The 19,247-nt window shown below is 39.2% G+C and carries 17 protein-coding genes and 1 pseudogene; 4 read left to right on the forward strand and 14 right to left on the reverse strand.

The features are described from left to right. Positions 1-8: 8 nt before the first annotated feature. Positions 9-971, forward strand: coding sequence for a UV DNA damage repair endonuclease UvsE (gene uvsE / locus NSS80_RS18165; protein ID WP_041115505.1), 963 nt, complete (start codon positions 9-11; stop codon positions 969-971). 73 nt (positions 972-1,044) lie between these two features. Continuing rightward, positions 1,045-1,299: a general stress protein gene (locus tag NSS80_RS18170; RefSeq protein ID WP_073207741.1), complete on the forward strand. Its 255-nt coding sequence runs from the start codon at positions 1,045-1,047 to the stop codon at positions 1,297-1,299. A gap of 230 nt (positions 1,300-1,529) precedes the next feature. On the opposite strand, the gene NSS80_RS18175 is transcribed toward NSS80_RS18170, so the two are convergent. The 3 genes from NSS80_RS18175 to cls form a co-directional block, all read right to left on the reverse strand. After that, on the reverse strand, positions 1,530-2,528 hold the full coding sequence (locus tag NSS80_RS18175) for a S66 peptidase family protein (RefSeq protein WP_211043635.1): 999 nt from the start codon (positions 2,526-2,528) through the stop codon (positions 1,530-1,532). A gap of 72 nt (positions 2,529-2,600) precedes the next feature. Continuing rightward, positions 2,601-4,316 (reverse strand): ABC transporter ATP-binding protein, encoded by a 1,716-nt coding sequence (locus NSS80_RS18180; protein WP_041088614.1) that lies wholly within the window; start codon positions 4,314-4,316, stop codon positions 2,601-2,603. A 105-nt stretch (positions 4,317-4,421) separates the two neighbouring features. After that, complete coding sequence (gene cls / locus NSS80_RS18185) at positions 4,422-5,924, reverse strand: cardiolipin synthase (protein WP_024423762.1); 1,503 nt, start codon at positions 5,922-5,924, stop codon at positions 4,422-4,424. A gap of 152 nt (positions 5,925-6,076) precedes the next feature. Between cls and NSS80_RS18190 the strand changes: the two are divergent. Continuing rightward, positions 6,077-6,208: pseudogene (locus tag NSS80_RS18190) on the forward strand (LD-carboxypeptidase); the annotation flags it as partial. 471 nt (positions 6,209-6,679) lie between these two features. Here NSS80_RS18190 and NSS80_RS18195 read toward each other — a convergent pair. The 10 genes from NSS80_RS18195 to speE form a co-directional block, all read right to left on the reverse strand. Further along, positions 6,680-7,846 carry a hypothetical protein gene (locus NSS80_RS18195; RefSeq protein ID WP_342498372.1) on the reverse strand — a complete coding sequence of 389 codons (1,167 nt, stop codon included), beginning with the start codon at positions 7,844-7,846 and terminating at the stop codon, positions 6,680-6,682. 32 nt (positions 7,847-7,878) lie between these two features. Beyond that, positions 7,879-8,625 (reverse strand): AAA family ATPase, encoded by a 747-nt coding sequence (locus tag NSS80_RS18200; RefSeq protein WP_342498373.1) that lies wholly within the window; start codon positions 8,623-8,625, stop codon positions 7,879-7,881. After that, on the reverse strand, positions 8,622-9,107 hold the full coding sequence (locus tag NSS80_RS18205; RefSeq protein WP_052470320.1) for an ABC-three component system middle component 2: 486 nt from the start codon (positions 9,105-9,107) through the stop codon (positions 8,622-8,624). The genes NSS80_RS18200 and NSS80_RS18205 overlap by 4 nt, the downstream gene beginning before the upstream one ends. Continuing rightward, positions 9,100-10,191 (reverse strand): hypothetical protein, encoded by a 1,092-nt coding sequence (locus NSS80_RS18210; RefSeq protein WP_052470319.1) that lies wholly within the window; start codon positions 10,189-10,191, stop codon positions 9,100-9,102. Before NSS80_RS18210 ends, NSS80_RS18205 begins: the two co-directional genes overlap by 8 nt. Positions 10,192-10,204: 13 nt before the next feature. Beyond that, complete coding sequence (gene avs1a / locus NSS80_RS18215; RefSeq protein WP_041115502.1) at positions 10,205-11,434, reverse strand: AVAST type 1 anti-phage system MBL fold metallo-hydrolase Avs1a; 1,230 nt, start codon at positions 11,432-11,434, stop codon at positions 10,205-10,207. 453 nt (positions 11,435-11,887) lie between these two features. Then, positions 11,888-13,561: an arginine--tRNA ligase gene (gene argS, locus NSS80_RS18220; protein ID WP_041115501.1), complete on the reverse strand. Its 1,674-nt coding sequence runs from the start codon at positions 13,559-13,561 to the stop codon at positions 11,888-11,890. Then, positions 13,558-13,980 (reverse strand): DUF1934 family protein, encoded by a 423-nt coding sequence (locus NSS80_RS18225; protein WP_003215400.1) that lies wholly within the window; start codon positions 13,978-13,980, stop codon positions 13,558-13,560. The genes argS and NSS80_RS18225 overlap by 4 nt, the downstream gene beginning before the upstream one ends. 195 nt (positions 13,981-14,175) lie before the next feature. Next, on the reverse strand, positions 14,176-14,451 hold the full coding sequence (locus tag NSS80_RS18230) for a hypothetical protein (protein WP_342498374.1): 276 nt from the start codon (positions 14,449-14,451) through the stop codon (positions 14,176-14,178). 79 nt (positions 14,452-14,530) lie between these two features. After that, positions 14,531-15,403 (reverse strand): agmatinase, encoded by an 873-nt coding sequence (gene speB, locus NSS80_RS18235; protein WP_211043638.1) that lies wholly within the window; start codon positions 15,401-15,403, stop codon positions 14,531-14,533. A 69-nt stretch (positions 15,404-15,472) separates the two neighbouring features. After that, positions 15,473-16,303 carry a spermidine synthase gene (gene speE / locus NSS80_RS18240; protein ID WP_025093862.1) on the reverse strand — a complete coding sequence of 277 codons (831 nt, stop codon included), beginning with the start codon at positions 16,301-16,303 and terminating at the stop codon, positions 15,473-15,475. A gap of 224 nt (positions 16,304-16,527) precedes the next feature. Between speE and NSS80_RS18245 the strand changes: the two genes are divergently transcribed. Then, entirely contained in the window at positions 16,528-18,597 is a 2,070-nt protein-coding gene (locus NSS80_RS18245; protein ID WP_046312913.1) for a transglycosylase domain-containing protein, read from the forward strand. A gap of 124 nt (positions 18,598-18,721) precedes the next feature. Here the strand turns inward: NSS80_RS18245 and NSS80_RS18250 are convergent, their stop codons facing one another. After that, positions 18,722-19,240 carry a YwhD family protein gene (locus NSS80_RS18250; protein ID WP_024423769.1) on the reverse strand — a complete coding sequence of 173 codons (519 nt, stop codon included), beginning with the start codon at positions 19,238-19,240 and terminating at the stop codon, positions 18,722-18,724. Positions 19,241-19,247: the final 7 nt, after the last annotated feature.

Raw genomic sequence — 19,247 nt, forward strand, 5'->3', positions numbered from 1 at the left:
GATGACCTATGCGTTATCGATTTGGTTATGTATCCAATGCCGTCACCTTGTGGGAAGCTTCTCCTGCCAAGTCGCTGACTTTTGCAAGATACAGCAAGCTCGCTAAGGAAGAAAGAAAAGAGGCTTTATTGCGAACAACAAAAGCCAATCTCGTGAATACATTAAGAACGCTTTATTTCGCCATTGCTCATGATATCCCGCTTTACCGTTTTTCAAGCTCGATCGTCCCGCTCGCGACCCATCCAGAGGTGCGCTGGGACTTTATGACACCTTTTCACAAAGAATTTCTTGAGATCGGCAAGCTGGTAAAACGGCACGGCTTACGGGTCAGCTTTCACCCCAATCAATTCACCTTGTTTACCAGCCCAAAACCTTCGATTACAGAAAATGCCGTCATCGATATGACGTACCATTATCAAATGCTTGAGGCGATGAAGCTCGATAAGGAAGGCTACATGAACATTCATGTAGGCGGGGCGTACGGCGATAAAGAATCGGCTCTTCAACGCTTTGATGAAAATATCAAACAGCTTCCAGCTCATATCAAGGCGAGAATGACACTTGAGAACGATGACAAAACATATACGTCGCTGGAAACGCTTGGTGTATGTGAAAAGCATGACATTCCGTTTGTTTTTGATTACCATCATCATGTGGCAAATAAAGATGATGATGCCGCACTCGATGACATCCTGCCAAGAATGTTCGACACTTGGACAAACACTGGCATTCCGCCCAAAATCCATTTGTCTTCACCTAAATCAGAAAAAGCCATACGCAGTCATGCAGATGGAGTAGATATGAACTTTGTCTTACCGCTTTTTCAAGCATTAAAACCGTATGGTCGTGATGTAGATTTTATGATTGAAGCAAAATTAAAGGATCAGGCTCTGCTTCGTCTAGTCGAAGAGCTGTCTGCGATAAGGGGCAATCGGCGGACGGGCGGGGGAACCATTGAGTGGAAAACATAGAGAAAGGTTTACCTTTGTGCAAATGGGGGTAACAAAGCTATTGTGAGAAAGTAATTAACAGGAGGATATGAAGATGTCTCAAATCTATTCAATCCGAATCGCTGCGAAAGCGTTGAATTTACATAAGCTTATTTCTCTTTATGAAAAGTGCCAGCAGGCTCAGCATCGTTTATATGTGTATTCTAAAAAGACAATGTGCAGCATTAAGAACATCGTAGAGCTTGAAACCTTCAGGCTCACTCATTTAGAATCTGATTACTTAATTGTCGTAGAGGGGAAAAAAGCGCAAGATCTCCTTCAGCCGTTTGAAAAAGAGACGGTTTCATAAAGAAGAGCAGCCGCGGGCTGCTCTTTCAGATTGGTTGACAAAGGGCTAAAATGATGTTGATTTTAGCCCTTTGTCTTCTTTTCAGCGTGATTGAAAACCTTTGCAGCCCTAGGAAGGACGAGTACCGGCGCAGAGCGAATTTGACATTCGTGAGCACCGGCACGCAGGCGTGACAACGAATGCGAGGGTTTGTCTACATGCTGGGAGAGCAGCCGCGGGCTGCTCTTTTGCTATATCCACTCTTTTGTTAACCAAACTTGTTTGGAGGATGCATCCATTTTCACTTGTGCCCCGATTGGCATCGTAAGCATTGGGTGCGTATGAGCACAGTCAAAATCAGCGATGAGTGGTCTTTTTGTCTCTCCGAGTACCTCAAGTAAAATCTCATAAGGCTCTTTGCCCGTCCCTTCATCATCAAACAGCTCATGTTTTCCTAAAAGAATCCCAGAAACCCGTTCAAACACGCCATTTACTTTCAATAAAGAGAAGTTCTTTTCAACAACCGACGCGGTTTTCATACAATCTTCAATGAGAAGGATGTCTCCGTTTTGGATGGCTGGCATGAACTCACTTCCCCATATGCCGTACATCGCATTCAAGTTCCCGCCGATCAATCTGCCTTCTGCTTGTCCCTCTATGACGCACAGCCAATCATTTGGACGCTGCTTTTTATCACCCGTCTTTTCTTCCCAATTGATTCGTTCATCTGTCCAAAAAGGCGGTTTTTCAATCTGATAAGGAATGGTTTGATGGGACATCAGGATGTCCTCAAACGACTGATATGTATAAGTGACAAACGGTTCAAACTCGCCAAAAGAAGGAACAAGCGCCGGTCCGTAGAAAACAGGCAGTCCCGTTTTTTCGTAGGCCGCTAAAAGAATCGCTGTCGCATCTGAATAACCAATCATGATTTTCGGATGTTGTTTCAGCAGGTCAAAATCAAGATAAGGCAGCAAACTATTTGAATTCGTCCCGCCAATCATTGACATGATGCACGCCAAGTCCTCTCTAGCCATCAGCTCATTCAGCTCATCTGCTCGTTCTTGAATTGTACCTGAACGGTAGTAATCCTCTTTCCCTGTTAATGATCCTGGAACCACAATGAATCCTTTTTGCTCAAGCCACTTCTTCGCCCGCTCATACCTAAGAGGCGAGGTCGCTGATGCAGGACTAGAAGGTGAAAATATACCGATCTTATCGCCCTTTTGTAATCGCCGAAGCCCCTTCATTCCATCAGATCCTTCCTACAAACGTTTTTTCTATCCTAACAAAAAAAGCCCTTTATCAAAAGGGCTTTCTCTTTAATGACCAAACTGCGCTTCATGCAGTCTGCTGTACACGCCTCCCATTTGAATAAGGTCTTGGTGACGGCCTTGTTCTTGGATGCCTTCCTCTGTCACGACGATGATACGATCGGCGTGTTTAATTGTTGCCAGGCGGTGGGCAATGACGAGTGTTGTCCTTCCGACAGCCAGTTCGCTCAGTGCATCCTGTATAGCTTTTTCCGTTTCTGTATCAAGTGCTGATGTGGCTTCATCTAAAATAAGAATCGAAGGATTTTTTAGGAACATCCGCGCAATCGACAGACGCTGCTTTTGACCTCCCGACAGTTTGACGCCGCGCTCGCCTATGACTGTATTTAATCCTTCTGGGAAACGCTGGACGAGTTCCTCTAAATGCGCACGACGTACAGCCTCCCAAATCTCTGCATCGCTGGCTTCTAAGTTGCCGTACGCAATGTTTTCTCGAATGGTGCCTGAGAATAAAAAGACATCCTGCTGCACAATGCCGATCTGCTGTCTTAAAGAAGACAGGGTCATCGATTTTGTACTTACACCATCAATTGTAATCTCCCCTTCATCCACATCATAAAAACGTGGCAGCAAACTGCAAATCGTCGATTTCCCGGCTCCTGAAGGCCCGACAAACGCAACAGTTTCTCCTTGTTTGATCTTCAAATCGATGTCCTTTAACACATGGCTGTGCTCATCGTAGCCGAATGTCACGTTTCGATATTCAATTTCACCTTTCAGTCCGAATACATCACGAGCTCCCTCTGTATCCTTTACATCTGGCTCTGTTTCAAGTAAGTCGACATAGCTTTTAAAGCCCGCAATTCCTTTTGGATACATTTCAATCACTGTGTTGATTTTATCAATCGGTCTGAATAAGACATTTGTAATGAGAACAAATGCGATAAATCCACCTGCCGTTAATTGCCCCTGCAGAACAAACCATGTCCCTGCCAGAAGGACAAACAGTGTCACAAGACGTGTAAGAATGTAACTGATTGAGCCGTTCACCGACATGATTTTATATGAAAGAAGCTTCGCTTTCCGAAAGCGGTTGTTGTTTTCAGCAAAACGCTTTTTCTCGAAATGTTCGTTAGCAAAAGCTTGAACAAGACGAATGCCGCCAATATTGTTTTCAACCCTTGCATGAAAGTCTCCAATGTCATTGTTCAGCTGTGTAATCGCCTGTGTCATCTTCTTATTAAAATGAAGGGCAAGCCAAATGATGACAGGCATGATCAAGAAGGTTAAGATAGCAAGCTGCCAGTTAATCATCAGCATGACAGCAAAGGCGCCAAGAATCGTCATAATTGCAATAAACAAATCCTCAGGTCCGTGATGAGCCACCTCACCAATGTACATGAGGTCATTTGTCATTCGAGACATAAGCTTACCCGTTTTGTTGTTATCAAAGAACTTAAATGAGAGACGCTGAAAATGATCAAACAGCTTCTTCCTCATATCTGTTTCAATATTGATGCCAAGCATGTGCCCCCAGTACGACACAATAAACTGCATAACCGAGCTGAGTGCATAAATGATAAACAGAGCAAGTGCGGTCCAGGCAATGACCGTCCAATTCCCTGTTGGTAATAATGTATCAATGAAGTAGTTCACGATCAGCGGGAAACCAAGTTCCATTAATCCAACTGCGACAGCGCAAAAGAAATCTAAAAAGAACAGACCGCGATAGGGCCTGTAATAGGCGAAAAAGCGTTTTAGCATATGTAAAAAAACCTCATTTCCTCTATAATTGATAATCATTTTCAATTATAGAGGAATCCTCTTCAAAATACTAGATCAGGAAATGATTTCATTGACTGGAAATCCTCATAATACGCCAGAAAACAACCGGGCAAATGATTCCTTCAACCGCTCTTTTAAGCCTCTTTTATAAAAATGTACAGGACCCATTTGCTCACATTCCTTCATATCTTCCTCATAGTGGGCCATCAATTGCTCAATTGGCTTTTTCGCAGCTGTAAAGACATTGACCTCAAAATTGAGCTGAAAACTTCTCATATCAACATTGGCGGTGCCGACGGAGGCGAGTTCTCCATCAGCAATCATCACCTTTTGATGCATAAACCCTTTTTGATAGTGATACACCTTGATGCCCTCTTTTAGAAGCTCAGAAAAATAGGATCTTGTGGCATATTGCGTGAGAAATCCGTCATTGATCTCCGGTACCATCACCCTCACATCCACCCCTCTTGTGGCAGCGATTTTGAGCGCAGTGCGAATCGATTCGTTTGGTACAAAGTAAGGTGTGGCAATCCAGACAAATTGTTTCGCATTAGAAATGAGAGCATCATATAAATCACTCATACTTTCTTTCATATCAGGTCCAGTTGGTACAACCTGAATGACATCATCGCCTGTCACAGAATGCGGCGTATGATACTTCGGATCATCAATTAATACTTCATCTGATACGTATTCCCAGTCGAGCATAAAAACGGAATGAAGGGTCTGAACAGCCTCACCCTTTAACATGGCATGCGTATCACGCCAAAAGCCAATCTTTTCATCCCGTCCTACGTATTCCTTGCCGACATTTAACCCCCCGACAAACCCTGTCTCTCCATCAATAATGACGATTTTCCGGTGATTTCGGAAATTGAATTTTTGATTAAAGAATCCATATTTTAAAGGTAGAAAAGGAGCGACCTTGACCCCTGCCTGCTTCAAGCGTTTAATATCTTTTCGCGAGAAGCGGATGCTGCCAGCCGCATCATATATGAAACGGACCTCTACCCCTTCTTTCACTTTTTCAATCAAAATCTCCATCATCCGGTGGCCGAGGAAATCGGATTTGAACATGTAATATTCAATATGAATGAACGATTTTGCCTTTTTTAACTCTTCAAAAATTCTGGGGAACGTCTCCTCCCCATTCTTTAAAATCTCCATATCACTATTTGTGTTCACATGCATACCTGTTGCTTTTTCTGTGTAATGAAAAAAAGCACGCTGATTATCGGTTAAACGTGACTCATTCGGCTTACTCTCAAGCTCAGAGATTCTGCGTAATTTCTCGCGGTTATACATTCTCTTTGATTTGAATAAATGACCCTTTACATAGAGCTGCCCTGAGAACAGATAGAACATATAGCCAATGATCGGGAAAAAAATGAGCACATATATCCATAACAATGTGTGCTGTGATGTACGGTTCTCCAGCATGAGTGAGATGATACTAAATAAAATAATGGCGATATAAATCGCTGCGTACAGCTGAACGCTCCACGCCGGCACAGTCCACCAATACACCACATATGCCCCGAATATCATAAAATATAAAAATAAAAATTCCAGTCTTCTCTTTTTCACATTCTCCGCCCTCATTCTGTCTTTTTCTCTTCCATACCCTTTGCACAGCTTGTATGAAACGCACGACCCAATCCTTTCTCCTAGCCTTTACAGACTTTCGCTATTTGATCCGATATAATAAAGAAATATGTGATGGAAAGGAAGATCTGTTTATGCATACCCCCTCACCTCTTAAAAAAGGGAGTCATATACGTGTCATTGCCCCAAGCCGAAGTGCCAGCATTTTATCAAAAGAAGGAATTGCTCAAGCGAAAAAACGTTTAGAGTCTTTAGGTTTCACTGTCTATTTGAATTTTGAGTAAAGTTCCAACACCACCTTTATATTATCTGAATGAAAAGAATATTATTTTTATTTAAATGTGTATTATTCGTCTACTTTTTAAAATCAGAAAAAAAAACTCCTAAAAGTATAATATTTAATCGTTTACTTTATTATCTAATCTTCAAGTTGTATCTCTTGTACCAATTAAAAGGCGGACCTTTGCTTCTTTACGAGTATCAAATTGCCCAATTTCTTTACACTTAAAATTCAAGATGCCTCTCACCTCAGCCGATATGATATGCCAAACGCTTTGACTTCTGTTTTTTGTCCTTATCCATTATTCCATCGAGAGAATCGAAATTGTATATCAAAAACTAAAAAGCATAAAAAATAAGCTTTGTCGTCCGAAAGCTTATTTTTAAAGTTTAGTTAAAATAAATAAAAATTGACTTCTACCTTAGGAACAAGTTCAAACCGCTTAACAAAAATATTACTAATTTGATAAGTTTTCAATATCATCAATTAAACCATAGGGAAGTTTTTTATTTCCTTTCCCATCAAATCTTATTATAATATCATTTGTATCTACAAAATCAGGATAACCATTATTAATAACAATCAACTGTAAATCATCAATAACTTCAACTTCAGTCCCTTCACTTTTTTCTTTATTATCGTCATGTGTTACCGAGATGAAATAATTAATGATTGCATTAAAAATTTCCTCATCTTTAAACTGATCATCATCATCGTCGTCGTTTGCTCCAAGATTTTTACGTGGTGAATCAATAATTAATAAGCCTGGGTGATTTTTATTATTTTTATCAAGTAGAGCAATTGAAAGAAAATAAGCCATAGTGGTCATTGTTATTGCGCCACCGCTTCCCAATTCATCATATTTAATTCCTCGAACGTAAGGCAAGTAATTAGATTCCTTAATATAGGAGTCGCTTAATTTTGGGAAAGTAAACTCTTTTAAAATGCCAGCAAATAATGCAGATAACTTTTCTATAACATCAGCTTTTGTAATTGTATCTTTCTGTAGGTTGGTAATTTTTTCATTTAATTTATCATAATTTTTCTCCTCCTCTACAATTTTCTCATTAATTTTAGAAAATTGGATATTTATCGAAAAATTATGTTCTAATCGCTCCATATTATTATTAATATTTCCAATATCGTAATTTAGCTGTTCAATTTGTTCTATAAATGGACTAATATAGGTATTTCTTAGACGATCAAGTTCATGCTGTTTAAGCTGCAACTGCTTTTTATATTCCTCTTTACTTTCTTGTTTATTAATTAATGAACCTTCTTGCGATTCAATAAAACTAGTTAAGCTATTGAATTTTCTTCTAATTCTACTGATTTCACTCTTAAAAATCTTAGTTTCTTCTTGCGATAATTCCTTTAGCTCACTACCACATAAATCACAACCTTCTTTTTCCTCAATTTCGTTAAGACAAGAAGGGCAAATTTCAAATTTATAATTATTTAAAACTAAGGAACCTTCTAATATAAATTCTATTTTTTGAATCTCACTTGAATATTGATTTCTAAGTAATATCAATTTTTCTAAATATCTTCTCTTGTCTTGGATATCCTTATCTACCTTAATGATTTGCTCTTTTAATCTTGCAATATTATTCTCTATATCCATAGTTAGGGCATCATCATATTTTCCAGAGGATTTTATTTCAATAAGTTTATTTTTTTCTCACTAAGTAGTCCTTTAAGCCGCTTTCTTTCTTCTTGATAGTCTTTACCATCTAATATTTTCATCTCTTTTAAAAATTCCAACACGCCTTCTCTTTTTTTTACTAGATTATTTATATATTGCCTTTTTTCTTTAAGTTTTTGCTTAAGATCTCCTAATAATTTATCGTAAATATTAAAAATAATTTCAAATGTTGGTTTTCTTTTAATACTTGAACTCCAGTCCTTTTCCTGCAATAAATTTTCAGAGTCTATAGTTGACTGTTTAACATAACAATATTTAAATAAATCTCGGAAACTAAAAGTTTGATTTGCAACTGTGATATTAGAAAGGCCCATTTTATCTAATAAGAAGGCGGAAAGAGAATTTTCATTTACTGGAGATTCGATGGTTAATAACTCAAAATCTTTACTGAAATCTCCAATCTCTTGTTTCCATTTATACAATTTAATTGGTCTATTAAAATCAAATAACGGTCTAACTATTTTATATTTACTTTCTCCAATAAAAAAATCCAGTTCTACTTCCTTACAACTTTTCCTCATTTCAATATACATATTATGTTTTTGACTTCCAAATGCATAGTTAATCATTTCAGCAATTGAGGATTTCCCAGTTGACATAGGACCCGAAATGATGTTCAATCCATTTTTAAACTTGACCTCATAATTTTTTCTTATCCCAATAAGCGTTAATTTTTCCAAAAATATTTTTTTATTCATCGATTATCATCCCTATTTTTTAAAGATAATTCTATAATTTTATTTTCTATTTTAGAATCACTAAGTTTTGATATTTCTTTCTTAACAAATTCTGCAATACTACTTAATTCAAGAAAATACTCACTTTCTAGACTTTTCAATACTTCAGTACCTCTTTTATTGATTCGATAACAAAAATCACTTCCATTTATTATTTTATCAATTAGTCTTTTGCTTACTAAATATCTCAAAAATAAAGTATATTCATCTCTATTAGGTTGTAAATGGAAATAGGAATAGTATTCATTATAATCTCGTTGTCTTGTCATTTTAATCTCGTTTGGTAGCATAGTTTGAGGAAATTTCATATAAAAATCATAAAGCATAATCTTATTCAAATTCATTTTAAAAGATTTCTTTGATTCGAACTTGGATATTAAGATGAGTATCCTTGTTGTATTTAAAATCAAATCACTATTAACTAAATCCAACTCTTTAATCATCTTTTTCCCCTTTTTTTGATAGGTATTCTTTCAACCTAATTTTATAATTTTTTGTCCATCCAACCTTACATTCATCTGACAATTGGTGCAAAACCCCTTTTTTTGCTATCAATGATAAATCCGGATTACTTTTAAGGGTACTATCATTTAATTCTTCTACTCTTTCATAAACCTTGGTTAATAGTTCGTTACCATCCTTTTCATCTTTATATACTCTATGCTGAGTTTTCCAGACACTTTTTAAATTGTTCCTCAACATTAATAAGCTCTTGATCTCAGTTGAAATACCTCTACCTTCTATAGAGCTTTTTGCTATTTCAGCATTAAAAAATTCCTGCTGACAATCTTCATGATCATAAATCTTTGCTGACTCAAGCTTTACAATGAATATAGATTCAGAGAAATCCGTATTTTCATCTAGATCGTATATTTCATCCATACTAAGATCTATTATGGGTTCATCAATTGGAATTTCTGCTTCTAATAAAATATCTTTAATTCTTTCTACACTGATAGAACCTAACGATATTACTTTATCGTTAGCTACTGATTCAGTTAATACAACACCCACTAAATTCCCATTTACAAAGAGTGGTGCTCCTGAAAGTCCACTGAAATCTTCTAGATTCGCCTCATAGTTTAAATCGATATCCCACTCGTATATATTAGTCATATCACTGGTCACTTTTCTTAATACTGTATTCTTTACCCTATGTCCCATTTCCCATTTAACTACTGGGTATCCAAAAGTTTCATATATGGAATCCTTCTGCACTTGAGAATTACAGAACTTTAAATACACATTACTTTGAACAGGTTCTTCCAACTCCAAAATACTAATTGGTGCATGTGAAGTTTTGGAAAGCTTAATAGGAGATGCTTTTCTTTTTATGGGTTCCTTATTAATATTTAAGAACTCCAAGCAGATTTCTCCCTCTTCTAAATAATACTCATCAAGAGCATGTGTAGCTGTAATCGCTTTAGTTGGGGAAATAAGGAAAGCAGTGGCTTTATCCGTGATCTCTCCGCCACAAATTAATCTACCTATTGCTGTTTCATATTCAGATTCAACTTTATTAATCATTTGCTTAACCCCTCTATAAATCAATTACCTTTATTTGCTTGCCATCAGATAATTCCACAGAAAACCTATATTCCTTTCTTAACTCTTCATCTGATAGGAGATCATTCTTAATAGGATAGTTAAATATTAGATGCCTATGCGTCTCTTCCTTTTTTCTAGAAATTATCCTAGCAATAGTCTCAGAGTTGGGATGGTTATTCTTTTTGCCATTTGTAGAAAATAAGTAAATAGGAGAATCGATTAAACTAAGTAGTTCAACACTGGTGTTTCTGTGACTGCCGTGATGAGATACTTTAACAAAGTCAAAAAGCGGATCATAATTAAATTTATAAACTAACTCTTGGATTTCTTTATGTATTTTTCTAGGATGAGAATCCGCTAAGAATAAAAGTTTTTTTTCTTTATATTCAATAATAAAAGAAATTGAAGAACCATTAACCGACGAACCATCGTGGTTCATTTTTTTACTCAAAAGATAATCTAAACTTAATTTTTTATCCTTATGAGATACATTTTTATTTTCATTATTTTGTTGGGAATCTCTTTGGGATAGTAAATAAAATTCGTACGCATCATCAAATAATTTATCGTCTGTTAACTTAAAGTCGTACTTTTTTTTCCTCAACTCTTTAACCCAATACTTCTCTAACTTCCTCAGACTCTCTGAGTTAGGCGATAACATACGTATGTTGATGTCTGGTGTCAGCGAGATCAATCCCACGTTATTACAATTTATTGCTCGGCCACCATATAAACTATTCCAATTATATTCCCCATTGTATAGCAATGCAGCTAACGTAGATCCATCTTTCGCACTTACATCTTTATTTGGGTTATTTTTCTTTTTCTTTGAAACAATACCTCCTTGACTAATTATCCCCGCAAGAATCCTTTTTTCATCAGGAATAAGTTCCTCGCCTTTTTGTTTTATTGAATCAAGATGTCTGTAACTATTGTGCCAGACCTCAGTAATTGGGATAATTAAAGGATTCTTAGCTGTTCCATTTTCCTTAAAAAGCTCTATTATTCCTTCAATATGATCCGAATCCACATGTGTAACAACAACTAGGTCTAATTCCTCGCCATGTTCCGCCATTCTTAATAATCTAGGCTTTAAATAACCATGATATGTTTCCGCAAAACCACCATCTATTAAAATATTTGTTTTTATTTCGTTTCCTATGCTTATTAAAAAGCAGTCCCCTTCCAAAGCAGGATAGACTTCAATTCGAATGTCATACAAAAAATGCCACCTCCATTTCCAATAAATTTTACCATAAAATTAATTGAATTATAATAATCTATAAAAGGGATTTTAGAGCAATATCTTATAAATGCTTTGATTAATCGTAGAGTTAACAGACTAAAATAAGTTTTCAAAATTTTTACTTAAAAGACATGATATTTTTACTATGTGAACATTCAACAGAATATTTAAAGCTAATTAAGATGCTTTATAAGAATTCATCTTTTGATTTGAAAATGATTCTAAATTCCCTTCGTTAAGTAGATGTAAAAAGAAAAGAGAGGAGGCAAAAATATGTTCTCTGATGTACTTAGCCAATTATTCGATTCTATTTCTAACATAATTAATACGCTTGGATAATTTTCAAAACCCGCTGTCTCTTGAGGATAGCGGGGTTTTTATACGAAAAAGCCCCACTCATTCAATAGAGTGGGGATTTCTTTCATTTCATTACATCTTCTCCGGAGCCGATACACCAATTAGTTTTAATGCATTCGCAAGTGTGATTTGTGTTGCTTTCATCAGCGATAGACGTGCTGTTGTTTTTGTTTCGTTTTCTACGTCAATGACCTTCTCCGCATTGTAGAAGCTGTGAAGGGCTGATGCAAGGTCATAAATATAGTTCGTCACACGGTGCGGAATACGCTTTTCAGCTGCTTCTGCTACAACTTCTGGGAAGCTGCCAATGATTTTCAGAAGATCGTATTCTTTTTCCGATTGAATGTGAGAGAAATCGGCTTTTTCAAGGTTCGGTTCATAGCCTTTTTCTTCACCTTGACGCAGCATGCTGCAAATTCTCGCATGCGCATATTGTGCATAGTACACAGGGTTTTCGTTAGACGTAGAAATCGCTAAGTCTAGGTCAAAGTCCATATGTGTCGCCGCACTTCTCATCGCAAAGAAATAACGAGTCGCATCTAAGCCGACTTCTTCAATCAGATCACGCATTGTGACGGCTTTTCCTGTACGTTTACTCATCTTCATCTTTTCGCCGTTTTTGTAAAGATGCACAAGCTGAATGATTTCTACTTCAAGCTTGTCAGCTGGATATCCAAGTGCTTGGATCGCCGCTTTCATCCGAGGAATATAGCCGTGATGGTCCGCTCCCCAAATGTTAATGAGCTGGTCAAAGCCTCTGTCCAATTTGTCTTTATGATATGCGATGTCTGGAAGCAGGTAAGTGAAGCTGCCGTCTTTTTTAATCAGTACACGGTCCTTGTCATCGCCAAAATCAGTTGAACGGAGCCATGTTGCGCCGTCTTCTTCAAAGACATAGCCTTTTTCACGAAGTGTTTCCAGCGCTGGTTCGATTTTTCCGTTTTCATATAAAGAAGTTTCTGAATACCATACATCAAATGGTACACGGAAATTCTCAAGGTCTACACGTAATTTCTCTAATTCGTATTTCAAGCCGTATTCACGGAAGAACTTCATCCGCTCTTCTTCCGGCTCATGAACGAAACGGTCACCAAATTCATCCGCAAGCTTTTGTCCGATGCCTTTGATGTCTTCTCCTCTGTAGCCGTCTTCAGGCATTTCTTTTTCAAGACCGAGTGCCTCAAAATAACGTACTTCTACAGATAAAGCGAGATTATTGATTTGATTCCCTGCATCGTTGATATAGTATTCACGGCTCACATCGAACCCTGCTTTATCAAGGATATTGCAAAGGGAATCTCCTACAGCTGCACCGCGGGCATGTCCAAGGTGAAGGTCACCTGTTGGGTTGGCTGAGACGAATTCGACTTGCACCTTTTGACCGCCGCCTGTATTCGTTTCGCCATAAGCTTCTTTTGCCTCAAGAACAGCTGGAATCAGCTTTGTTAAATACTGATTGTTCATATAAAAGTTAATGAATCCTGGACCTGCGATATCCAGTTTTTCAATGGAAGCTTTCCCTTTATCAAACGCATTGACGATGTCCTCTGCGATTTGACGAGGTGCTTTTTTCGCAATGCGGGCAAGCTGCATCGCCATGTTGGTAGAGTAATCACCGTGAGTTTTATCTTTCGGCACTTCTAAAAGAACATCTGGCACCTGGCTTTCATCGGCAAGCCCTGCTTTGACGACTGCCGCTATGATTTCTTCTTTTAACGCATCTTTGACCTGTTCTGCGATATTCATGAACGTAAATCCTCCTTATACGAAATCGATAATGTATGTAAATGCTTTTGATCTTCTCCTGTCAGCATATCGTACGTAATGTGCAGCAGCCCCTTGTCCACATCGAGATCAATACCATGTGTGTGCACATCTAGCTGAAGTGTACCGAATGGCATCGTGTAATGTGTGACGGTCGTTTCTCCAATGAGAAAGCGCTGCTTCATTTGAATTGCCCCTGATCTCATCACAAAAATTTCTTTTTCACTCATTTTCACAACGGTTTTTACTTGACCCATTTCATGTTCTTCATGGTAAGTGAGATACGTTTTGTCATTCTTCTCTTGGTACGTTCCAGTCGTGCGGAATTCGATCGTTTCAGCCGGCTCCGTCTCTGGTTTCATCACTGACTTTACATGAATTGAAATTTGGTTTTGTGTCATTTTGCACTTCCTTTGCTAAGACCCGTTTAACTAAAATAGTATACCATAATCATGATCGCCTATCATACCATCATTTCTCTTCTTCATGGCGATTAAACTTCGTTTTTCATCTTCAGCCATCCCTTTAGAAAAAAAGAAAAATACAACTGACCACTACGACAAGTCCAGCCTTTACACCTAAGTCTTTTCTTTTCATTAAGTAAAAAAGAGCCTGTATGCCTGAACTTGCCAAAAATGCCTGAAAAAATCAAATGGTGCAATTTGATCCTTTTTAAAAACCACCTGCATGAATAACGCAATGGCCGTCAGATAGAAAAAGCCTCGATCGTGAAACAGCCCCAGCATCTCTTCCTTTGCTTCCTTCTTTGAAGCAAAAACAGGCGGATCAGCTGCGAGTTCTCGTTTCAATGTGAGAAAGCCTGCCCCTAACACACATAAAGCGAGGAACACCATCAATATTGACGAAAACATGAGCTCCCTCCTTTATTTTTTGACCAATGTAAAAAAAAGAGCTTGTCCACATGAGATGACAAGCTCCTCTATCAACTGATTATTTCACAAACCCAAGCAGCATTTCGCGTAAAAGCTTACTCGCTGTATTCGCTGTTTGGTCTGAATGATCATATACAGGTGCTACCTCGACAAGGTCAGCCCCGACGACTTGGACGTCAGATCCTGCAATTGCATGAATGGATGCAAGCAGCTCTTTTGATGTAATACCGCCAGCATCTACCGTTCCTGTACCAGGTGCATGAGCTGGATCAAGTACATCAATGTCGATCGTCACGTACACTGGACGCCCTTTTAGCTTTGGCAACACTTGCTTCAATGGCTCCAGCACTTCAAATTTAGAAATGTGCATACCCGCTTCTTTTGCCCATTCAAATTCTTCTTTCATCCCAGAACGGATGCCGAAAGAGAATACATTTTCAGGTCCAATTAGTCCTGCAGCTTTACGAATCGGTGTTGAATGTGAAAGCGGCTCACCCTCATATTCCTCACGAAGATCGGTATGTGCGTCCATATGGATGATGGCCAAATCAGGGTATTTCTTATACATCGCACGGAAAACCGGCCAAGACACAAGATGCTCGCCTCCCATTCCTAATGGAAACTTTCCTTTTTCCAAAATGCTGTCGACATACTCTTCAATTAAATCTAAGCTCTTTTGTGCATTCCCAAAAGGAAGTGGGATGTCACCCGCATCAAAGAATGGCACCTCATGCAGCTCACGATCTAAATAAGGGCTGTATTCCTCTAAACCGATCGATACTTCACGAATGCGGTTCGGACCGAAACGTGAACCTGGGCGGTAGCTGACTGTCCAATCCATCGGCATGCCGTATAAAATGACCTTTGCATCTTCCCATGTCGGATGACTTCCAATAAACACTTTTCCTGAATAAGCCTCGTCGAATCTCATGCAAGATTCCTCCTTTTACGCTTCAAAAAATGCGCAAACCGTCATTTGCGCATGTCCATTTCGCTTGATTTATTTAATTAAGTCGCTCACAAATTTCGGCAGAACGAATGCCGCTTTGTGCAATTCTTTTGTGTAATATTTCGTCTCAATATCAAAGAAACGGCTGTCTTCTACAGCAAGTGGATCATATTTTTTAGAACCGATGGTGAATGTCCAAAGACCGCTTGGATACGTTGGAATATTCGCTGTGTAAAGCTTCGTAATTGGGAAAATTTCTTTTACATCACGCTGTACATTTGTAATCAGCTCAGGTGTGAACCAAGGGTTGTCCGTTTGTGCAACGAAAATACCGTCTTCTTTGAGTGCTTTTGCGATTCCTGCGTAAAATCCTTTAGAGAATAGGTTCACAGCTGGTCCAACCGGCTCAGTAGAGTCAACCATGATGACATCATACTCGTTGTCAGCTTCAGCAATGTGCATAAAACCGTCTCCTACTTTCACATCTACACGAGGATCGTCTAGTTTCCCAGCGATAGAAGGAAGGAATTTCTTCGAGTATTCGATGACCTTTCCGTCAATATCAACAAGTGTCGCTTTTTTCACACTTGGGTGTTTGAGGATCTCACGAATGACACCGCCGTCTCCTCCACCTACAACAAGAACATTTTCCGGGTTTGGATGAGTGAAAAGAGGAACATGTGCCACCATTTCGTGGTATACAAACTCATCTTTCTCAGACGTCATCACCATGCCGTCTAAAAACAGCATATTGCCAAACTCTTCTGTTTCCACCATTTCTAAATGCTGAAAGTCTGTTTGTTCTGTGTGAAGGGTTTTGTTCACCTTCAATGTAATACCAAAATTCTTCGTTTGCTTCTCTGTATACCAAAGTTCGCTCATTGTTCATCTTCCTCTCATCCAATAATAAACAAACATCTATTGTTAGCGCCTTTTATCGGCTTTGACTATATCGATTGTCCAAGAAAAAAGTATAGTGGATTCATATCAAATTGTAAAGAACCGCATGAGTTCTCTTCATTTTTTAAAGCGCTCCTGCAATCGCTTGTTTAAAACGGTTTTCTTTGTTCCATACTGATAAAAAACCGTCAAAATGGGGGCTTTGCATGGACACAATCATGAGTAATAAAAAAATCCGCATGACCGTGAAAACGATTCGAGCCTGTTTTTTTATCGGCTTGCTCGCTTTTCTATTTGCAGGTACCGTCTTTTTGACGATTCTATTAATAGCTAAATGGCAAGGTGCCCCTTCTGTTCAAGTTCCCCAATCCACGACCATTTATGCAGCCGATGGCTCAAAGCTTGGAGAATCCAGCTTTGGAGAAAAGAGATATTGGGTGCCATTAAAGGAGATGTCTCCTCATATCAGACAGGCAGTTGTCGCTGTTGAAGATAAAACCTTTTATGAGCATCATGGCTTTGATGTGAAACGGATGGCAGGTGCTGCGGTGGCCGATATTCGTGCCATGGCTAAGGTGCAAGGTGCCAGCACGATCACCCAGCAATATGCACGAAACCTTTATTTAGATCATGATAAAACGTGGAAACGGAAGTGGAATGAAGCCTTTTACACGATTCGTTTAGAACAAAACTATACAAAAGATGAGATTTTAGAAGGATACTTGAACACCATTTATTATGGTCACGGAGCGTACGGTGTGGAAGCAGCGTCCCGTCTGTATTTCGGGAAAAAAGCAAAGAACTTAACCCTCGCTGAATCTGCCCTGCTTGCCGGTATCCCAAAGGGGCCTTCTCTCTATTCCCCTTATGTGAATGAGGAGAAAGCCGGCGCAAGAAAGAATATGATTTTGAGACAAATGCACGAGGATGGCATGATTACGAAAAAAGCAGCCGATGACGCTGCGAAAGAAAAGCTGTCCTATCGCCCTTTGCAAAAGAAGCAGCTGCAAGCAAAGCAAGCCCCGTATTTTTATGACGATGTGATTCGAGAGTTGAAACAAAGTTTGGGGTTAACTGAGGAACAGATTGAAACCTATGGGCTTCATATCCAAACGACTCTCAATCCAGAATTACAGAAAATCGCAGAAAAGACACTAAAAAACGAGATGAATTCCAAATCGGAAATCCAAATCGGCTTTGCCGCCATCCATCCTCAAACAGGGCATGTACTTGCCCTCATAGGCGGGAGAGATTATGAGAAAAGTCCATTCAATCGGGTGACACAAGCAAAAAGGCAGCCCGGTTCAACCATGAAACCCCTTCTCTATTACATTGCCCTGCAAAACGGGTTTACACCCGCAACCGTCATGCGCAGTGAGGAAACGGTGTTTGAACTGGATGATCAAGGCAGCGATGCCGCTTATTCACCAAGCAATTATCACGGCTATTACGCCAATGACGGCATTACAATGCTTCAAGCTTTAGCGCTGTCTGATAATATTTACGCTGTGAAAACACATCTATTTTTAGGAATGGAGCAGCTTGTACGTGCTGGCAAGACATTTGGAATCAAGGAGAAACTAGATCAAGTACCATCTCTTGCCCTGGGCACGTCTCCTGTGAAACCCATTGAAATGACCAATGCTTACGCCATGCTGGTCAATGGCGGAAAACGCGTCAAACCAACCTTTATTACGAAAGTAACCGACGCAAAAGGCAATGTGCTTTTTGAAGAGAAACAAAAACGAGAACAAATCCTAGATGAAAAAGCAGCATTTGTCACCACCGACATGATGTCAGGCATGTTCAATGATCAATTAAACGGCTATACAAGTGTCACTGGCCGCACCATTATAAAGGACCTTACACGAACATACGGAGGAAAGTCTGGGACTACAGGCGCCGACAGCTGGATGATCGGCTTCTCTCCCCAGCTCGTCACAGGTGTATGGACAGGCTATGATAAAGGCCGCACCATTGACTCAGTCGAAGAAACGGCCTATGCGAAAAAAATATGGGCTTCCTTTATGGAATCAGCTCTCTCAAAGCAGCCAGCCTCCTCCTTCATGCCGCCTGACGGTGTCAAAGGGGTATATATCAATCCAAAAACCGGCGATCTCGCAGGTCCAGGATGTGAATCAAAGGTATTCACCTATTTTATAGAAGGTACGGAGCCGACAGGTGTCTGCTATGGTGCTGAGGACAAGGCCTCTGAGCAGGAACCAGTTCAAGATCAAAAGCCAAAGAAATGGTGGGAAAAGTGGCTGAAACGTTAAAAAAGACATGAAAAACCCCGAGACCTGCATCTCGGGATTCTCCATGTCCTAGCTTTAACACCAGTTTACTCAAAAAACGGATCGAATTGGTAGACATCCGCCAATCTTCACAAAAATTTCACAATTATTCAGGGACAGCCAATCCTTCTTTTAATTCATCTGTCGAGGCGTCCCATAGCGCTTGATTATGACCCTTTAAGAAATCAGCCAGCACCTTTTTGGATACGTCATCCATATGACTAACGACGATTTTTCGCTTCATCGATTTATCCATTAAATTCACATGCTCTGGAAGTGACTTATACCCGCGGCGGATCGAACGGTCAACGGTCATTTCACAAGCCGTCACACCTGCATAATAAGGCCCTTCTTCTCTGCGGTCAATCGTCACCCATACGAGCCAATACGGTTTTCCGTTCGGCACTTCTTCTTTTGTTTTCAAAAATTTAATTCCTTTTTCGACGGCACTTCTTGCATGCATAGCACCAATATCAATGACAGCTTCCTTTTCTTCTACATCAATGATGACTGGCGAGATATTATCAAGACTGAGGGCACCTGCCCCAAAGCCTCCATGTCCGTCGGTTGCATCTGTTTTTTTAATGATGTTAAAACCAATTGGTTTCTTCTTTTTACCTTCCATTTATTAA

This window comes from Bacillus sp. FSL M8-0350 (genome assembly GCF_038593345.1).
GTDB lineage: Bacteria > Bacillota > Bacilli > Bacillales > Bacillaceae > Bacillus > Bacillus safensis.